Below are 15,254 nucleotides of genomic sequence, written 5' to 3'. Positions count from 1 at the left end.
AAAAAATAAAATACTGATTAAAATCACTTGATGAATTTGATTCTAAAACTCAAAATTCAGTAATAGGTCCCCATTTGAAGTGAAAAATATGAACTAGCAATACAATCTTTCTTGAAGTTATTGATAATCCAATTGCAGGAATCAAAATGTATCATCTTGATGTAGTAAAATGCTATAAAACTGAAGTAAGTCTGTACGATTTTAGGTGCTGCATCTGGAAGACTTAAAGCAACTGTAATTACTTTATAGATTACTTGAACAGTTAAACGGAAGGGTGTTTACTATTGAAATGATCTAATTGATTCTATAGTTAAAATAATCCATTAAAAGGAAATAAATGCTAATAGACTTTAAAAAACAGGCATGTTATGATAGATGACACTGTGAAGCTGGTAAATATTCATATTATAAATGTAATTTAGTCTAACTATGTTCTGATTTTGAAATATACACAGCATCCATAGACAGTAGAAGTGATGTGCTAAACTTTAAGAAACTTGAAATCAATAAAAAAGCTGAACTTATCAATATTAAACATTTTTCCAGTTGCTTAATAATAATTTTTTTGAACAACACAGCACCTTATCTTCTAATTGGGTGCTTTTTGTATTCTAAAAAACAGGTATCTTTTTTTAGAACTTAATACAAATAGTGACTTAAAGATAAAGTTCAATACATAAAACAAAAAAATATACAGAAATGGAGAACGTACTTTGAGAAAAGTTTAATATATGTGTCGTTTAATGCCACTAATTCTGATTATTTTTATTTTGAGGAGGAACAATGAATGAAGGAATATCTAGTCACATTTAAAAATGCAAAGGAGATGATAATATCTGGAAGTTTCTTTTTATTTGATGAAACCATACCAACTAATAATAACTCTGGAGAAAATAATAACTTGAATGCAAGAGAAGTATTGTGTGTTACAGAAGTTCAATCATCTAATAGCGTTCAAGTAGGCAGGGATGATTTAATGGTTGTGAAAAAAAATATTGGTCATTTGCAAACTACTAAGGATTCTGAGATAACTGATCCTGAGGCCAGACAAAAGCAATTATGGCCACATTTAAGCAATTTAAAAAAGGATTAAAGGGGAAATTTTTTTAGGTATTTCCCTATTATGGTATAAGGGTGCAAAATTATCAGAATCGGTGTAGATTATAACAGTAATGAAGATAAATGAATATATAAACCATTTATCTTCATTATTGTTATTGAAGAGTAGTTTTTCATTATAAGTCACTTCATATCTCATCAATATTCCTAACTGTGTGTAAAATAATTTTATTGTGGATCAACGAAACTTGTTTCACAAGTAGATAAGATATTTATTTGTTGTATAGCTCCTTCAAACCCTCCAAATATAACAATTCCTTAGCCTACGTATTCAATAATAGAAGTAGAAAACGGTATCTTTAAAACAACATTTTAACCTAATAGAGGTTCAATTATTAGTTGGATCTTCATAACAACTACAATCTCCTGTACTTTTTTTTGTCGGTTTAAGTTGTATGTCATGTAGTTTAATTCATAGCAGACACAACAGTCACATTTTGAATCATTAAAAACACTAACACATCCTTATAATTTTTTATTTTGTATGTGATCCAGTGAGGCTTTTACCTTTATTATGTGAATGGGAATGTTTATATAAAGGATAGGAATTTAGATATGGGAATACAGTATTTACTTAATAGTTTAGGTAAAATGCACATTTTTTAACATGCATGTAATGTGTCTATACCAGACAAATATGAACTACATAATATATATTATTCCAAATACAAAGGAGGGGATATAATGAGTTGTTACAGTGGATACGGTTCAAGCAGAACTGCAGCTATTGTTTTAGTACTATTCATCCTTTTAGTTATTATTTTAATTGCAGCTGTTTCTAAATATTAATATTCTTAATTTCAATGGAGAATCTTTCTCCATTGAAATTTAATTTAATAAAATACGCTAACAATTTGGGATAAGTGACATTTTTATTGAATTGTAACTTGTCTTTTATCATTAAATACATACTATAGATACGTTCATTATTAGGAGATTGGTATTAATAAGTGCTAATAGAGAGTTGCACTTCTAGTGAAAAACTTTTAAAAATGTGTAATTGTCTACGGGTACTTGGCTATACAAAATGAAGTCTTTGAACATATGATATATCAACTCTTAGTAATAAGAGGTAATTATCAAAAACATGCGCTCATTTTTATGCCTAAATGGAAACCTCACTATGATTTGATGTAGTGAGGTTTCTACGTTATTAAAATAAAGAGAACAGTCCCTAGGTGAATGTGTCAAACATTCATTAGTTGGAACTGTTCCATTTGTTCAAGAGAACTAACTAATCATTAATCAAAATCATATCTTTGCTCCTTAAAAGGATCACCATACATGATACAAAGTAACATTTATTTTTTGATTGGTAATGTTTGTAATCAGTGATATAATTTTATATGTACAACATGAATGGATCGGCAGGGTGGCGGTCAATCCCCTATGAAAGGGGGTGGACGGTATGAGTGAATTAGCTATATTTTTTACAAGCTCAATGCTTACAATTTCGCTAATCATGCTCGTGATTACTTTAATCGATAAGATAAAAAAGTAATCCACCCTGACCACCGAAGTTAGGAAGTGGATTACTTTCACTAAGTAGACCGCTATTCTGACGATCTAGTTGTATAACCGTAGGTATACCTGTACCTGCGGTTTTATTATTATATTCATATTATATACTATTATACGAAAAAATAACAATTGATTTCTAATAAGTCAATTGTTATTTTCTTAACTGATAGAATTCTTTAAAATTTCCCTAACCATTTTGTAGGTAGTCTAAATGTAATATTTTCCAAAAGTTGCCCAATGAAAGAAACTTTATTTAAATAATAGTCGTATTTTACAATATGTTTCCCAATTGTATGGGAGAGATAGTTATGTTAACTTAACAGGAAGAATATTACTACAAAAATATAATATACCGCAATTTGTTCGTTTTATATAATTTAAAAAACAAAACAAAAAAACGGCAACGCATACTCACCAAAACTTAAATTCTGTATTTATTGATTATTTATAATATATCAAAATGTCAGACTTTCTTTTGTTAAATAAAGGTTGGTGAATGTTCACCTTCCTTGTTCTGGTTTAAAGTAGACGGAGAGGCGGATAAAAATTGAAAAAATTATCATCTTTGGGGGAGTTAATCCGATATCATCGAAATAATAAAAGGATAACTTTAGAAAAATTAGATCAATTAACTAATGTAGATAAGTCAAATATATCTAGGATTGAATCGGGACAAATTAAGAGACCAACTTTGGAAGCTATTTTAAAAATAGGTTCTACACTAGAAATTCCTAAAGAAGAGTTGATGGAACCATACATAGAGGTTGAAGAAAGATCTGAGGTTTTATTTACTATTTTAAATGACTTTAATCATTCTGAAAACATTCAATTGTTAAAAAAAATAGCAAAGAAAATTCTTCAATCTCCTACAGAGGATAGCGTACATTTAGTTGAGAAACTTTATTCTAGAATAGCAAGTATAGAGGAACCCTCAACTAAACTAGCTCTATATCAATTGATTGTAAACTACTCTCGGGCTTATGGAATTATGCCATATTTCGCCAAAAGTTTATTACAGACTTACTTAATCAAACGGGATGACTTTACAAAACTTCGCTCGACTTATGAATCTGGAAAAGGTATTCTAGAATTTGAAGAGTTCCTTACAAGTGAAGAGAAGGGTATAATGTACTATAAATTAGCGACTCATGCTTACAACTTGTGTTTGTTCAAAGATAGTGTAGAGTTGGGTGAAAAGGCATTGGATGCCAAAATATATGATACTAAAATGAAAGCAGACTCCATTTATACAGTATGTAATGGCTATTACTACTTAGGTTATTATGAACAAACAAAAGATTATTTGGCTCAATATAAGGAATTTTCGCTTCCAGAAGTGAAAGACAATGCCAAAATAACAGAAACAATGTTACTTTCAGCAAATGGAAATCATCAATTAGCCATTTCAGAACTGCGAGAGAGCCTGCCATATTGTTTGGATGACGCTTTACTACATGTTGTAAATCATTTAATCACACTAAACTTGCAAACGAAAAAACTATCAGAACTGCAAGAGCTTTTCCAATTAGAAGAAAAATTATTATCTATTCCTAGCCTAACACCATTTAAACATTCTCAGCTCGCTCTCTATTTCAAACTCAAAGGTGACTATTATATCTTATTAAAAAAAATAGAGGAAGGTATAGGCTGTTACTTGGAGGCAGCAAAACGATATGCTAAAGTTGATCTTGTTGTTAAAGAAAGCGAATGCTTACGACAAACTATGCATAATCTCAATAAAGAAGAGATTGATTCTTCACTTATTGAGCAAATAGAAGTTTATTTTGATGAAAAAGTTAGGAAAGGAGATTAATTATGAATAGAGTAAAAACAGTAACATTCAAAGTCTTAATCACCATTACACTATTCGCAATGGTAAGTATACATGTGGCTGTCCCAGAGGAGGACTTTTCTTCATCAAATCCGATATTTGAAAATTTTGATTCAACCTTTGAAAAGTCTAAAACACCCATACTATTATCAGAAAGTGGCGACACAGGTTGGTAGAAACATAAACTATATGTAAAATACAAAGATCTGCCCTTGTAAAAAAGGGTGGATTTTTGTTGTATAAAAAGGAATATATTGCAATTTAAATTTATTTCTTCGATATTTTGCAACTCGTAGTAGAATAGTAGATATTAATACATTATTCAATGTAAAACTTTAAAAAAGGGGTATTGGAAATTATGTTTAAATATCTACTCTTCTGATTGAAACAATTAAGTACCTTACAACCAACAATTAATTATATACATATTTTTACTACACAAATTAATTAAATTACACTATAATATAAAAATAGAACATATGTTCTTATTATGTTTGTAAGTTTGTTTTACTTCAGAGTAGTAATAATAAACTGATTAATAGTGCCTTCTATCTCTACGCATTTCACCCATAAAATGGTTTATTTTTGGAAATTATATTCTCCAGAGTTAAACAGAATAAGAGGTGGTAATATTTATGGGAAGAAACATAGACAATTATGTAGTAAAAAATGATGAATTAGTAAGTATGGATGATTTAGAAGGGGTTAATAAAAAAACATTAGAGGTAATCAAAGAAAGGAGCCATGAAGTACTATGGAGATTATGGGAAGACATTTGTTTAAAAAACAAAGACAAGTAGTGGGATATATTACTTGTCTTTATTTTCCTGCCTTTTCTGTTTTAGTAGTCGGTACATTTCTAGTTCTTCCTGTATCCGTTGTGCTTCATCGTTAGTTAAGTTAGTCTTCTCGCCATCAACAACTAATGAATTGTTATCAATTGCTGCTGTAGTCGCCGAAGCAATCATAAATTCTATTTTTTCATCAATTGATAATTCCGAAAGCATATTTCTGAGATTCTCTTTAGTCATAGGATGAAAATCCCCATTTTGTATATTATAGCGCTTTTCACCAAATTTATTTAAAGAATTTATATCTATAATTTTAAGGTATTTTTCAAATATAATTTTAAATATTTCATTTATTTTTCTTTCTTCATTAATGAACTCTTCTGTTAATAATTCAGGTTTTGGAAGAAGTGATTCAGATTTTTCATCAATTCTTCCCATTAACCAATCCATAGACACTTCATATAAATTTGCAAGAACATTTAGAGTATCTAGATCAGGTTCACTAACACCTTGTTCATAGCCACTAAGAGTTTTGTTGTTTATACCGGTCTTTTCTCTGACTTGAATTTGCCTTAAGTTTTTCCTTTCTCTAGCTTCCTTTAATCTCCTAGAAACAATTGACATGTTTTAAATCCTCCTTTAGTTATTTTATTATAGCATTATTCCTATTATTTAAGAAAATATTCTTAAATAATCAGAAAAAGTATAAAAAACCTTGACTTCTTAGAAACAAAGAATTATTATAATGATATAAATTCTTTGTTTCTAAGAAATGAGGTGAGAAAAATGAATATGAACGAACGCATTCGTAAATTTATAAAATCAGAGGGTCTTACGTATACATCTGTTGCAAATTTATCAGGTATCAATTTAAAAAAAATATCTAGAATAATGCTGAATAAACAGAAAATTGATATTGATAGTTATGAATTAATATGTAAAGCACTTGAGGTTTCTCCTAGATATTTTTATAAAGAAAATTTCTTAGATAATAAGAATAAATCAGCATAGGAGGTAAAACAAATGTCTAAAAAAAATCACTTACCCCAGCCACCAATTGAACTTTTTGCAGCAGCATGGAACAAACATATTGTTCCTAACTATTTACAAAAGAAGAAAGAAAAAATGTACAAGCAGCAGAACAGTAACAAAAAGCTAAATATAAATAATACCTCACATACCCTATAAAAAGAAGGCCACTAACAATAGTGGGTGGGAATGGACTAACTAAATAATACCTCTAATTTCAGTGACTTAAAAGAGGTTTAAAGTCACATATCTAATAATGAATTTTAAGAAAGTCACGAAAGGAGATTTGATTTTATGGCAATGAGTTTATCTAAGAGGTTAAATATGCCTCAAAAAGAAGTGGCTGTCAGACTTAATATGTCACGAAGTGCTGTAGCAATGATTGATACAGAGAAAAGAAAGCTTCCAGAGGATCGTGAACCAATCATTGCAAGAATGTCATTCAAAATGGCTATTGAAATAGCCAATCAGCGTACAGGAGGTTATATTTCAAGTTTATTTGATACATTTGGCGAGGATGTTGATTTACATCCAAGTGCTTTAAAAGAAAGGCTCCTGATTGAAATGAAAGAACTTTACACAAAATTGGAGGCGTTAACGTTGACTAGAATGAACCCTCTGAAAAAAAAGGAACTTGTTACAGATTTATTGATGGAGATTGAGGACGTTGAAGAAGTGATCCACGTAGTGAAGGGTTCATACGCAGAGGAATTTGGAATTGATCTTGTAGAGGTAAGTAAAAGAAGAAAAGAATTGATTAGGAATGGAGAGCGATAAAAAGAAAGGAGAGTGCATAAATGTATCAGTATGAAGCTTGGCATTATATTTTGAATAACTCGACTAAAAAGAACGCTAGATTAATTGCTTTGAATAACTTAGTAAGAATAAGAAAAGCGCAACTGCTTGCAACAGTCACGCTTTAACCCAACAAATAATAAAAAATATATGTTAATTATAACAAATTTAGGAGGAAAGTAAAATATGAACCATGACATGATCCAAATAGAACTATGGGAAATTGAAATGACAAGAGCAGAAAAATTAAAAAAAGAAGCAGAATTATTTGGAGATACTAGTGCAGCTCATTATTATTCTGATCGAATTAATTGGGCTAAACATAAAATTAATAGTTTGAAAGTTTCATAGAGGTGATTTTATGAGAGAGTTTTATGGACAAGTAATTTATAAGGGATTTAACAGTTACGAGGTCATGGAAGAAAAACAATATCTGATCAACTGGATTATTAGTTTCTATATTAAAGAATTGAAAAGGAAAGTAATAAACAATGAAACATCCAAAACGATTAAAAAGGCAACATAAAGAACTGTTATCACAGTTAATTTAATTCCTAATAACTGGTTTGTAGAAAGGGATACACCAGATGAACTTAGATTAGTGAACAAACTTTCTAACAAGATTAGAAAAATCGAAAAAACCGCTTAGGGGATGATGGTTTGAACTACATAAAAGAAATTAATGCTTTCTATGATCAGCTCGAACTAAATGACTTGTCAGCATCAGCAATTGCTTTATGGCACGCATTGATGCATATAAACAATAAGGCTGGATGGGCAGAAACATTTACGGTGGCTGCATCGGTGTTAAGTGTTAAGTCAAAGTTAAGTGAAAGAACCATATCAAAAGCAAGAAATGAGCTAAAACAAAAAGGATACATTGACTTTCAAAGTCGAAAAGGTAATAAAGCCCCTATTTATAAAATAAATTCGTTGACCGCAATTATTTCCGACAATCATGCCGACAAACGTTCCAATAGTTGTACCGACAATCATGCCGACAAACGTTCTACATTATTAAACTTAAACGAAAACGAAACTGAAAATAGTAGTAATAGTAGTAAGGATGAACGAGTAGGGGGTATGTTTAAAAATTTGAAATCACAATTCTCAATAGATTATAACTCGACACCCATTGAAAAAGTGAATTCTTATCTTGATGACAAAATGGAACCTGAACTAATCAATAGAGCTATTAAGATTACAAAAGAAAAAAATAAAGATTTAAGATATTTTTGGGGGATTTTATCTAATAGCTACGATAAAGGAATATTAACTTTAGAAGCTTTTATAGCTGCAGAAAAAGAGTATGAAATTAAAAAGAAAAATTCAAATGTTGTGTATGTCTCAGATCATAATAAACAAAAGGATGGTGATTCAAATGATCGCAGGAACTCAGGCGATAGCGCAAGCGGTGTCTCTGATTCCGTCATCAGTAAACTTATGGGATGATGATCTTAGAAAAGATGCCTATTGCTGCCTTGGATGTAAAAAAGAAATTAAAAGAATTAAAACAGGTTTAGGTAATCTTAATCCATTACCCTCTTGTAAATGCAAAATAGATGAATACGAGAATGAAGTATGTGAAAGAGAACAAGCAAATCGAAGAGCAAGACAAGATAGAATCATGAAACAAAGCTTAATAAGTGAAACTTTAAAGCAAGTGAGCTTTGATAATTTTATTTTAAGAAGTGGGACAGAAAGAGCATATTCAGAATTTAAAAGTTTTGCAGATGATTTTGATAATCAAACATTTGGAAAAATGGTTTATGGAACAGTCGGTAACGGTAAGAGTCATTTAGCAGCAGCTACACACCATGAACTTTATGAACAAGGTTATGTAACATTATTTCTTGATTGCTCCCAATTATTTAATTTAGTTAAAGATACAATGAATCGTAATAGCAAAATTACAATAATGGAGATTATCAACGCTGCAATATCTTGTGATTTATTGACACTGGACGAGCTGGGTTCTGGTTGCCTCACTGAATATGAATATAACTCAATTCTTTATCCCATTATTAATGGTCGGATGGGTAAAAAAACGAATTACACAACCAACTTGAATTTAAAAGAACTGAAACAATGGTTTGCGAAAGATAAGTATGGAAATCCCTTAGATCACAAAGGAAGAATGCTCGATAGAATTATCGGTTCCTGTGACATTTTTGAAAATATAGCCAGTTCTAAAAGGCAAGAGGATGCTATGAAACGATTAGGAGTATCTTAAATGGAAACATTTCTAAAACAACAAATGATAGATGAATGGGAGTCATGGGAATTTTTAATCAGGGAAGATTTAGAGAGGCTAGAATACAGAATACAGTCAGTATATAAAAGTATGGCTGTGTCTAGGGTTGATTCGACTAATAGAGAAAAACTTGTATTACAAAAACTGAAAGAATTAATTTTTGAGGTTAGTGAAAAAAATGAGTTGAGAGGGGTAAGTTAAATGGATTTAAACGAATACCAATACAAAGCAATGAGGACAGTAGCAGGGTTAGAATCAGAAAATTTACTTTTGAATGCAGCATTAGGACTATGCGGTGAGAGTGGAGAAGTTGCGGATCAACTTAAAAAACACATTTTTCAAGGTCATGAGCTGAATAAGAATAAGCTCAAAAAGGAGCTAGGTGATGTACTTTGGTATGTAGCTGCAGGATCAGAAGCACTTAGGGTTTCACTAGAAGATATAGCAAAAGGGAATATAGCAAAACTTGAAAAGAGATACCCTAATGGCTTTGATAGTGAGAGAAGCATAAACAGGGGGGATGAATCGTGAATATGGAACAATCAAATGATTCTGTAAATAATCCAGAACATTATACAGCAGGAGGAATTGAAACTATTGACTTTATGATAGCAAAATTAACAGATGAACAGTTCAAGGGATTTTGTTTAGGAAACGTCATAAAGTATTGCTCTAGACATGAACATAAGGGAGGTAAGGAAGATTTGAATAAAGCTCGATGGTATTTGAATAAACTCATTGAGGTTGGTGAAAAAGATGAAATGTCAATATCAAAAGTGCAACCAGAAAGCGACTAAAACATGGGCTTTAGTACCTTTATGTAATGTACACCGAGATAAGATAGATTGTGAAACTATAGATTATTATATTTCTACGAAAGAAATGAAGTATGAGGATCGAGAACACTATTTGAAGATTAGACATTTAACACCATGGGTTAGTTAATTGCTTAGCAAATAGATAGTTGAGTTTTTAAATATTAGGAGGGAAGGACAATGGAATACAATTACACGTTAATATGTATCTGAAACTGATAAACCCATGTCATTCGATGAATGGTTCGATTCTTGGTATAAATCTTGAATTTTAAGGAGTGAAAGAGGTTGGGTGATACAGTAAGAGATGATATCAGATTTTTAAAAGATTTACAGAACGAATTAAAAACACAAGAAAATGATGGTCAAGCAGCACCTAGATATTGGTCAATTGTGGATTATAAGTGGATACCTACAGCAGAAGGGCATGAAGATAGAGTATCACTATATGATGCGGATAATTGCGAAACCTTAAGCCTTGAAGAATATGTTGAAGAAATTACAAACGGAGAACGGAAAGAAGATTTTACTGAAGATGAAATTGAAGAGTTAAAAATCAAGCATGAATTTAGCTCATTTAGTGATGTTATTAACTGGATTCAAGAATATGACGATTGTAGAAGATATTATCCTGCATACGAGGAAGAAATATCATTTATTGTTCCCAATACTATGTTTTTAACAAAAGCAGAGGCAAAAAGACATATCAAATTAAATCGTCATCATTATACTAACAAAGTTCACACATACGCTATGACAGCATGGAGAGCGTCTAAAGTTGAACGTTTGTTAAATATTTTAGAGACATTCGATTGGGAATTAATAGAGTATACAAAGGGTCTTATGGTGAAGATATAGGGCAATTCCTTAAAAGGAAGTGATCTCCTTTGAGTGATAGTATTATCAGAAGTTTTACATTTAAATTCCGATTATTTAAACAGCCTAAAAAAATAGGTGATACATTTGAACATAGAAGCACAACTTATTTAATCATAGGAATTGAAAACTTTGAACTATTGTATGAAAAAGTGTTAAAGGTATCTTATATTTGCCAAAATATACAAAAAAGAGATTTTAAAAGAAAGGTTTATAAACCTTCGTATCAACTAAAGTTTAAAGCAAAACGAAAATACGATGATTCTGAAGGAATAAAAAGACTGGCATTGGGTAATATTTTTAATTTCAAAGGTGAGAGTTACAAGATAACGGAGTATATGAGAATCAACATTGAACATGTAGATATATCATTCTCATTCTTAGGTCGTCCTGTGTATCCAATAAATCCAAAAGAAGCGAAAGCCAAATATATTTCTGAAAGAAAGAAAAAATTACAACTAGAAGTATTATAGATGGTAGAGGATGTGAATTATTTGGATGATAAAGAACCCAAACTGAACATTATAGAGACTGAATTAAATCAAAGTAAAGTTTTCATTACTAAAGAAGGAGAACTTACTGAGGTTCCACCACCAAAAACAGGTTATGGAGAACAAACAATCACTTGGCAAGGCGGCAAGATTAAATTAGTAAGAACAACATATATAGAAAAAATATAAAAGTCCAAATGGAAAAACCAAAGGACACTGGATCACACTTATCATTTTGTGACTAGTGTTCTTTATTTATTAGGGTGATAAAAACAATGGGGGTGTGGGTTATGGAGTGGAATCAAATAACATTTAAGTTGCCAAAAATTGATTTTAACCCTACAAAACAAGTTGTGGAAGATGCCTTTAAAATGTACAGGAAACTTTTGTTTAAAGTACCAACTGAAAAATTACCGAAGATTACAACAACCTATTCATTAACACCACCAAATCAAACGAATGAGTTTCATTCTACTACTGAAGATGCAGCTATATTTAATGTAGAACGTGAACAGTATATGAAATTTATTCAGAATGCAATTAATCGCTTAAATGGAGATCATAGAGCAATTTTGATTCAAAGTTACATGTCAAAAGAAAACATTAAGGATTATGTCATTTATAACGATTTAGGTATGAGTTCACGAACCTATTACAGAGAAAAGAAAGAAGCCATTATTAGTATAGCGAATGCCCTAGATATTGCAGTTTATGAAAATGAGGTGAAAGCAGGATGAACTTTGTTCAACCGATACGAGATCTAGATCAAATATTTGAAATCAAACGATATTTAAAGAAACAGAGCGAGCGAAATTACATGTTATTCGTAACAGGAATTAATTCTGGATTACGAATATCAGATATCCTCTCTTTACGAGTGAAAGATACAAAACGAAAACACTTCAATATTACTGAAATGAAAACAGGCAAGAAAAAAAGATTAGATATGACACCACAACTTCATCGTGAATTTAAAAATTATGTAGAAGGAAAAGAAGATCATGAATACTTATTTCGAAGTAGAGAAGGAATCAACAAACCGATTGGGAGAAGAATGGCATATAAGATTTTACGCGAAGCTGGTGAATATGTAGGATTAGATGATATTGGTACGCATACATTACGAAAAACGTTTGGATATCACGTGTACAAATTAACTGGGGATGTTGCATTGCTTCAGAAAATATTGAATCACACTGATCCAGCATTTACATTACGCTATATTGGAATTGACCAAGATGCCATGGATAACGTCATGAAGAACCTTAAATTATAAGCTTACCTTTAACCAAGGTTGAGCTTTTTTCTTTGTATCCTTTCTAATTAGCTTTATTTAGGATATGTGTAACTCATTTTAGGGAAGTGGATTGAAATCATATATACCAAGGATTACAGAGGTCTGGCGAGTTGCACACAATCTAAGATATGTGTAATTGAATAAGAAAAATATAGTAATAATATGGTAGAATTATAGAGGATTAAAAATTAAGAGGTGAGATATAAATTGAAGGTGTTTATTAGTTGGTCAGGTGAAAGAAGTAGAGAAGTAGCCGCTTATTTATATGAATGGTTACCATGTGTGATTCAAGCGGCACAACCTTGGATGTCAAGCAAAGATATTGACAAAGGAAGTATTTGGTTCAATGAGATAAATGACGAACTAAAGGATACAGCTGTAGGTATAATTTGTATTACCAAAGAAAATAAAAATAAACCATGGATATTGTTTGAAGCTGGGGCACTTTTGAAAGGTCTATCTTCAAATAGAGTTATTCCTTTACTAATAGATTTAGAAATAAAAGATATAGAAAGTCCACTTTCACAGTTCAATGCTACTCTACCTACTAGAGAAGGTATGTTGGGATTAGTTAGATCGATAAACAATGAACTTCAGTCGAATAAATTAAAGGAAAATGTCTTGGATAGCAGTTTTAATACATATTGGGATCAATTTAATCCTAAGTTTAATGAGATAATGGAAGATACACATATATTAGAAAATAAAGTTGAGGAAAGAAGTGAGAAAGAAATACTTTCCGAAATACTAAATACTACAAGGACACTGGAGAAGAAACTTAGATCAATTGATAGTAGTGAGAAAACTTATGCTGTCCCTGAAGTATTGCAAAGAAAAATGAGAGAAGAGATATTAAAGTTAATGAATGAAGGAAATAGTAGAAATGAAATAGTTTCAAAATTGTCAACGCTATATACATTACCAGAAAGACATATATTGAATCATTACATGAAATTGCAGTCAGAATTAATGGAAGAAGCAATTTATGGTAACCACTACAACGCAGAAAAATAAATATTTTTGGCAGAATCTTGGCAGAAAGTTGGCAGTATATTCTTTCAAATAGATGTTATTATGGTAATAAGTAAATAAAGGAATTCTGAAAGGGTGATTATATATGAAAAAGACAAAAACGGTATTCAATGTCTTAACTGCAATGACACTATCCGCATTAGTGAGTGTACCCGGAATTATAGCATTACTTAGTGGCGATACAGGTTGGTAGAAACATGAATTCAATTTAGTAAATAAGGATATCAAGAAGGGCGCTAAATTAGCGCTTTTTTTGTTGGGAAAATATCATCCATTGTGCTAGGGGAGGGAAGCAGGATGATAATAAGCAGCAGATATATCAACAAGAAAGGAGATCAGAATGAACTTTTATTTATACAATATGGATTGTATACAAGGAGCCAAAGAACATATAGAAGATGGTGCAGTAGATTTAGTCATTGCTGATCCTCCATATAATTTAAAGTTCGGTGGAACTACTCAAACGAAAACAAAACGCCCAAGATTTAAAATCATTGCAAATGATGATTTAACAACAAGAGAGTATCAAAGATTCACCTTACAGTGGATACGTCAAGCTTACAGGATATTAAGCTATGGTAAGCATATTTATGTGTTTATTGATTGGCGTATGGTTCCGTATATGGCTTTATGGATGCGTAAGGTTGGTTTTGAAATAAAGAACATAATTGTTTGGGATAAAGAACATATGGGAATGGGATGGCAATATCGCTTTCAACATGAACTGATTATCTTTGCAGTAAAGGGTAAAAAGAAAGTCAGAAGAATCAACACACGAAGTACAACAGACATCTGGAGGATACCTAGGATTAGTGGTAACAAAACGATACATCCAACGGAAAAGCCAGTATCGATGATGGAAAAGATTATTAAGAACAGTAGTGAAGAAGAGGAGCATGTAGTTGACTTCTTTAGTGGATCTGGACCTGTAACAGAAGCTGCAGTTAAGTTGAATAGAAAGATAACAGCTTTTGAGATTGATCAAGGATATTATGAAATGACATTGAACAGGGTTAAGCACTTACAGTAGCGCTTTTTATTATTTCTACAAAACAACACAAACCAATACTTGGAGGTGAGGTGATGACTTAAATGAACTGGGAAGAAATAAGGAAAGAATACGAAACAACAGATATCACCTTAAAGGCATTAGCTGAAAAGTATGGCCTTAAACTTGGAACTTTAAAGAGTAGAAAGAGCAGAAAGAAGTGGAAAAAGGTTGCAACCCCAAAGAAAAAGGATGCAAAAAAGGTTGCAAAGGATACATCCAAAAAAACTAAATCAAATGAAGTAGTAGAAAGTCTTGTTGAGTTAGAAGGGTTAACCGATAAACAAAGGCTTTTTTGTTTGCACTACATTAAAACATTCAATGCTACTCAGTCTGCAATCAAGGCAGGATATTC

Annotated in this window: 26 protein-coding genes; 25 read left to right on the top strand and 1 reads right to left on the bottom strand. The window is 31.2% G+C overall.

What is annotated here, in order from left to right; genetic code table 11:
* The first annotated feature begins 787 nt into the window (after positions 1-787).
* From ERL59_RS09245 to ERL59_RS09225, 5 genes are all read left to right on the top strand, one after another.
* Positions 788-1,093, top strand: a complete 306-nt coding sequence (locus ERL59_RS09245) for a hypothetical protein (protein WP_160645927.1) — start codon at positions 788-790, stop codon at positions 1,091-1,093.
* 710 nt (positions 1,094-1,803) lie between these two features.
* A complete protein-coding gene (locus ERL59_RS09240) occupies positions 1,804-1,908 on the top strand; it encodes a hypothetical protein (RefSeq protein ID WP_160645926.1) in 105 nt (34 codons plus the stop codon).
* Between the two features lie 1,279 nt (positions 1,909-3,187).
* The gene (locus ERL59_RS09235) at positions 3,188-4,453 is read left to right on the top strand and encodes a helix-turn-helix domain-containing protein (RefSeq protein WP_160645925.1); all 1,266 of its coding nucleotides are present in this window, start codon (positions 3,188-3,190) and stop codon (positions 4,451-4,453) included.
* 2 nt (positions 4,454-4,455) lie between these two features.
* Positions 4,456-4,647 (top strand): hypothetical protein, encoded by a 192-nt coding sequence (locus ERL59_RS09230; RefSeq protein ID WP_160645924.1) that lies wholly within the window; start codon positions 4,456-4,458, stop codon positions 4,645-4,647.
* A 459-nt stretch (positions 4,648-5,106) separates the two neighbouring features.
* The gene (locus ERL59_RS09225; RefSeq protein ID WP_160645923.1) at positions 5,107-5,271 is read left to right on the top strand and encodes a hypothetical protein; all 165 of its coding nucleotides are present in this window, start codon (positions 5,107-5,109) and stop codon (positions 5,269-5,271) included.
* A gap of 9 nt (positions 5,272-5,280) precedes the next feature.
* Here the strand turns inward: ERL59_RS09225 and ERL59_RS09220 are convergent, their stop codons facing one another.
* The gene (locus ERL59_RS09220) at positions 5,281-5,886 is read right to left on the bottom strand and encodes a helix-turn-helix domain-containing protein (RefSeq protein WP_160645922.1); all 606 of its coding nucleotides are present in this window, start codon (positions 5,884-5,886) and stop codon (positions 5,281-5,283) included.
* A gap of 162 nt (positions 5,887-6,048) precedes the next feature.
* Here ERL59_RS09220 and ERL59_RS09215 point away from each other — a divergent pair, with 162 nt between their 5' ends.
* From ERL59_RS09215 to ERL59_RS09130, 20 genes are all read left to right on the top strand, one after another.
* The gene (locus ERL59_RS09215; RefSeq protein WP_160645921.1) at positions 6,049-6,273 is read left to right on the top strand and encodes a helix-turn-helix domain-containing protein; all 225 of its coding nucleotides are present in this window, start codon (positions 6,049-6,051) and stop codon (positions 6,271-6,273) included.
* A gap of 12 nt (positions 6,274-6,285) precedes the next feature.
* Positions 6,286-6,450, top strand: a complete 165-nt coding sequence (locus ERL59_RS09210) for a hypothetical protein (protein ID WP_160645920.1) — start codon at positions 6,286-6,288, stop codon at positions 6,448-6,450.
* Between the two features lie 135 nt (positions 6,451-6,585).
* A complete protein-coding gene (locus ERL59_RS09205; RefSeq protein ID WP_160645919.1) occupies positions 6,586-7,068 on the top strand; it encodes a hypothetical protein in 483 nt (160 codons plus the stop codon).
* A gap of 20 nt (positions 7,069-7,088) precedes the next feature.
* On the top strand, positions 7,089-7,214 hold the full coding sequence (locus ERL59_RS21310) for a hypothetical protein (protein WP_268894508.1): 126 nt from the start codon (positions 7,089-7,091) through the stop codon (positions 7,212-7,214).
* A 58-nt stretch (positions 7,215-7,272) separates the two neighbouring features.
* Positions 7,273-7,437 (top strand): hypothetical protein, encoded by a 165-nt coding sequence (locus ERL59_RS09200; RefSeq protein ID WP_160645918.1) that lies wholly within the window; start codon positions 7,273-7,275, stop codon positions 7,435-7,437.
* 10 nt (positions 7,438-7,447) lie between these two features.
* Complete coding sequence (locus tag ERL59_RS09195) at positions 7,448-7,612, top strand: hypothetical protein (RefSeq protein ID WP_160645917.1); 165 nt, start codon at positions 7,448-7,450, stop codon at positions 7,610-7,612.
* 9 nt (positions 7,613-7,621) lie between these two features.
* On the top strand, positions 7,622-7,735 hold the full coding sequence (locus ERL59_RS21600) for a DUF6906 family protein (protein WP_407925702.1): 114 nt from the start codon (positions 7,622-7,624) through the stop codon (positions 7,733-7,735).
* Positions 7,736-7,746: 11 nt separating this feature from the next.
* The gene (locus ERL59_RS09190) at positions 7,747-8,538 is read left to right on the top strand and encodes a DnaD domain protein (protein WP_160645916.1); all 792 of its coding nucleotides are present in this window, start codon (positions 7,747-7,749) and stop codon (positions 8,536-8,538) included.
* Complete coding sequence (locus ERL59_RS09185) at positions 8,468-9,319, top strand: ATP-binding protein (protein WP_160645915.1); 852 nt, start codon at positions 8,468-8,470, stop codon at positions 9,317-9,319. The genes ERL59_RS09190 and ERL59_RS09185 overlap by 71 nt, the downstream gene beginning before the upstream one ends.
* On the top strand, positions 9,320-9,541 hold the full coding sequence (locus tag ERL59_RS09180) for a hypothetical protein (RefSeq protein WP_160645914.1): 222 nt from the start codon (positions 9,320-9,322) through the stop codon (positions 9,539-9,541). It begins immediately after the preceding gene.
* The gene (locus ERL59_RS09175; protein ID WP_160645913.1) at positions 9,542-9,871 is read left to right on the top strand and encodes a nucleoside triphosphate pyrophosphohydrolase family protein; all 330 of its coding nucleotides are present in this window, start codon (positions 9,542-9,544) and stop codon (positions 9,869-9,871) included.
* A gap of 2 nt (positions 9,872-9,873) precedes the next feature.
* Positions 9,874-10,137 carry a DUF3310 domain-containing protein gene (locus ERL59_RS09170; RefSeq protein ID WP_160645979.1) on the top strand — a complete coding sequence of 88 codons (264 nt, stop codon included), beginning with the start codon at positions 9,874-9,876 and terminating at the stop codon, positions 10,135-10,137.
* A 306-nt stretch (positions 10,138-10,443) separates the two neighbouring features.
* On the top strand, positions 10,444-11,013 hold the full coding sequence (locus tag ERL59_RS09165; protein WP_160645912.1) for a hypothetical protein: 570 nt from the start codon (positions 10,444-10,446) through the stop codon (positions 11,011-11,013).
* A 29-nt stretch (positions 11,014-11,042) separates the two neighbouring features.
* A complete protein-coding gene (locus tag ERL59_RS09160) occupies positions 11,043-11,504 on the top strand; it encodes a hypothetical protein (RefSeq protein WP_160645911.1) in 462 nt (153 codons plus the stop codon).
* 48 nt (positions 11,505-11,552) lie between these two features.
* Positions 11,553-11,711: a DUF3954 domain-containing protein gene (locus tag ERL59_RS09155; protein WP_407925701.1), complete on the top strand. Its 159-nt coding sequence runs from the start codon at positions 11,553-11,555 to the stop codon at positions 11,709-11,711.
* 101 nt (positions 11,712-11,812) lie between these two features.
* A complete protein-coding gene (locus ERL59_RS09150) occupies positions 11,813-12,259 on the top strand; it encodes an ArpU family phage packaging/lysis transcriptional regulator (protein WP_160645909.1) in 447 nt (148 codons plus the stop codon).
* On the top strand, positions 12,256-12,798 hold the full coding sequence (locus ERL59_RS09145) for a site-specific integrase (RefSeq protein ID WP_160645908.1): 543 nt from the start codon (positions 12,256-12,258) through the stop codon (positions 12,796-12,798). Before ERL59_RS09150 ends, ERL59_RS09145 begins: the two co-directional genes overlap by 4 nt.
* 234 nt (positions 12,799-13,032) lie before the next feature.
* A complete protein-coding gene (locus tag ERL59_RS09140) occupies positions 13,033-13,833 on the top strand; it encodes a TIR domain-containing protein (RefSeq protein WP_328699927.1) in 801 nt (266 codons plus the stop codon).
* A gap of 358 nt (positions 13,834-14,191) precedes the next feature.
* Positions 14,192-14,881: a DNA-methyltransferase gene (locus ERL59_RS09135; protein ID WP_160645906.1), complete on the top strand. Its 690-nt coding sequence runs from the start codon at positions 14,192-14,194 to the stop codon at positions 14,879-14,881.
* 62 nt (positions 14,882-14,943) lie between these two features.
* The coding region (locus tag ERL59_RS09130) for a terminase small subunit (RefSeq protein WP_160645905.1) at positions 14,944-15,254 on the top strand (311 nt) is incomplete at its 3' end.

Origin of the sequence: Chengkuizengella marina (assembly GCF_009910845.1) — a bacterium.
In the GTDB taxonomy this organism is placed as follows: domain Bacteria; phylum Bacillota; class Bacilli; order Paenibacillales; family KCTC-33759; genus Chengkuizengella; species Chengkuizengella marina.
The sequence above is the reverse complement of the archived record's forward strand: the minus strand, read 5'-3'. Positions and strand labels throughout refer to the sequence as shown.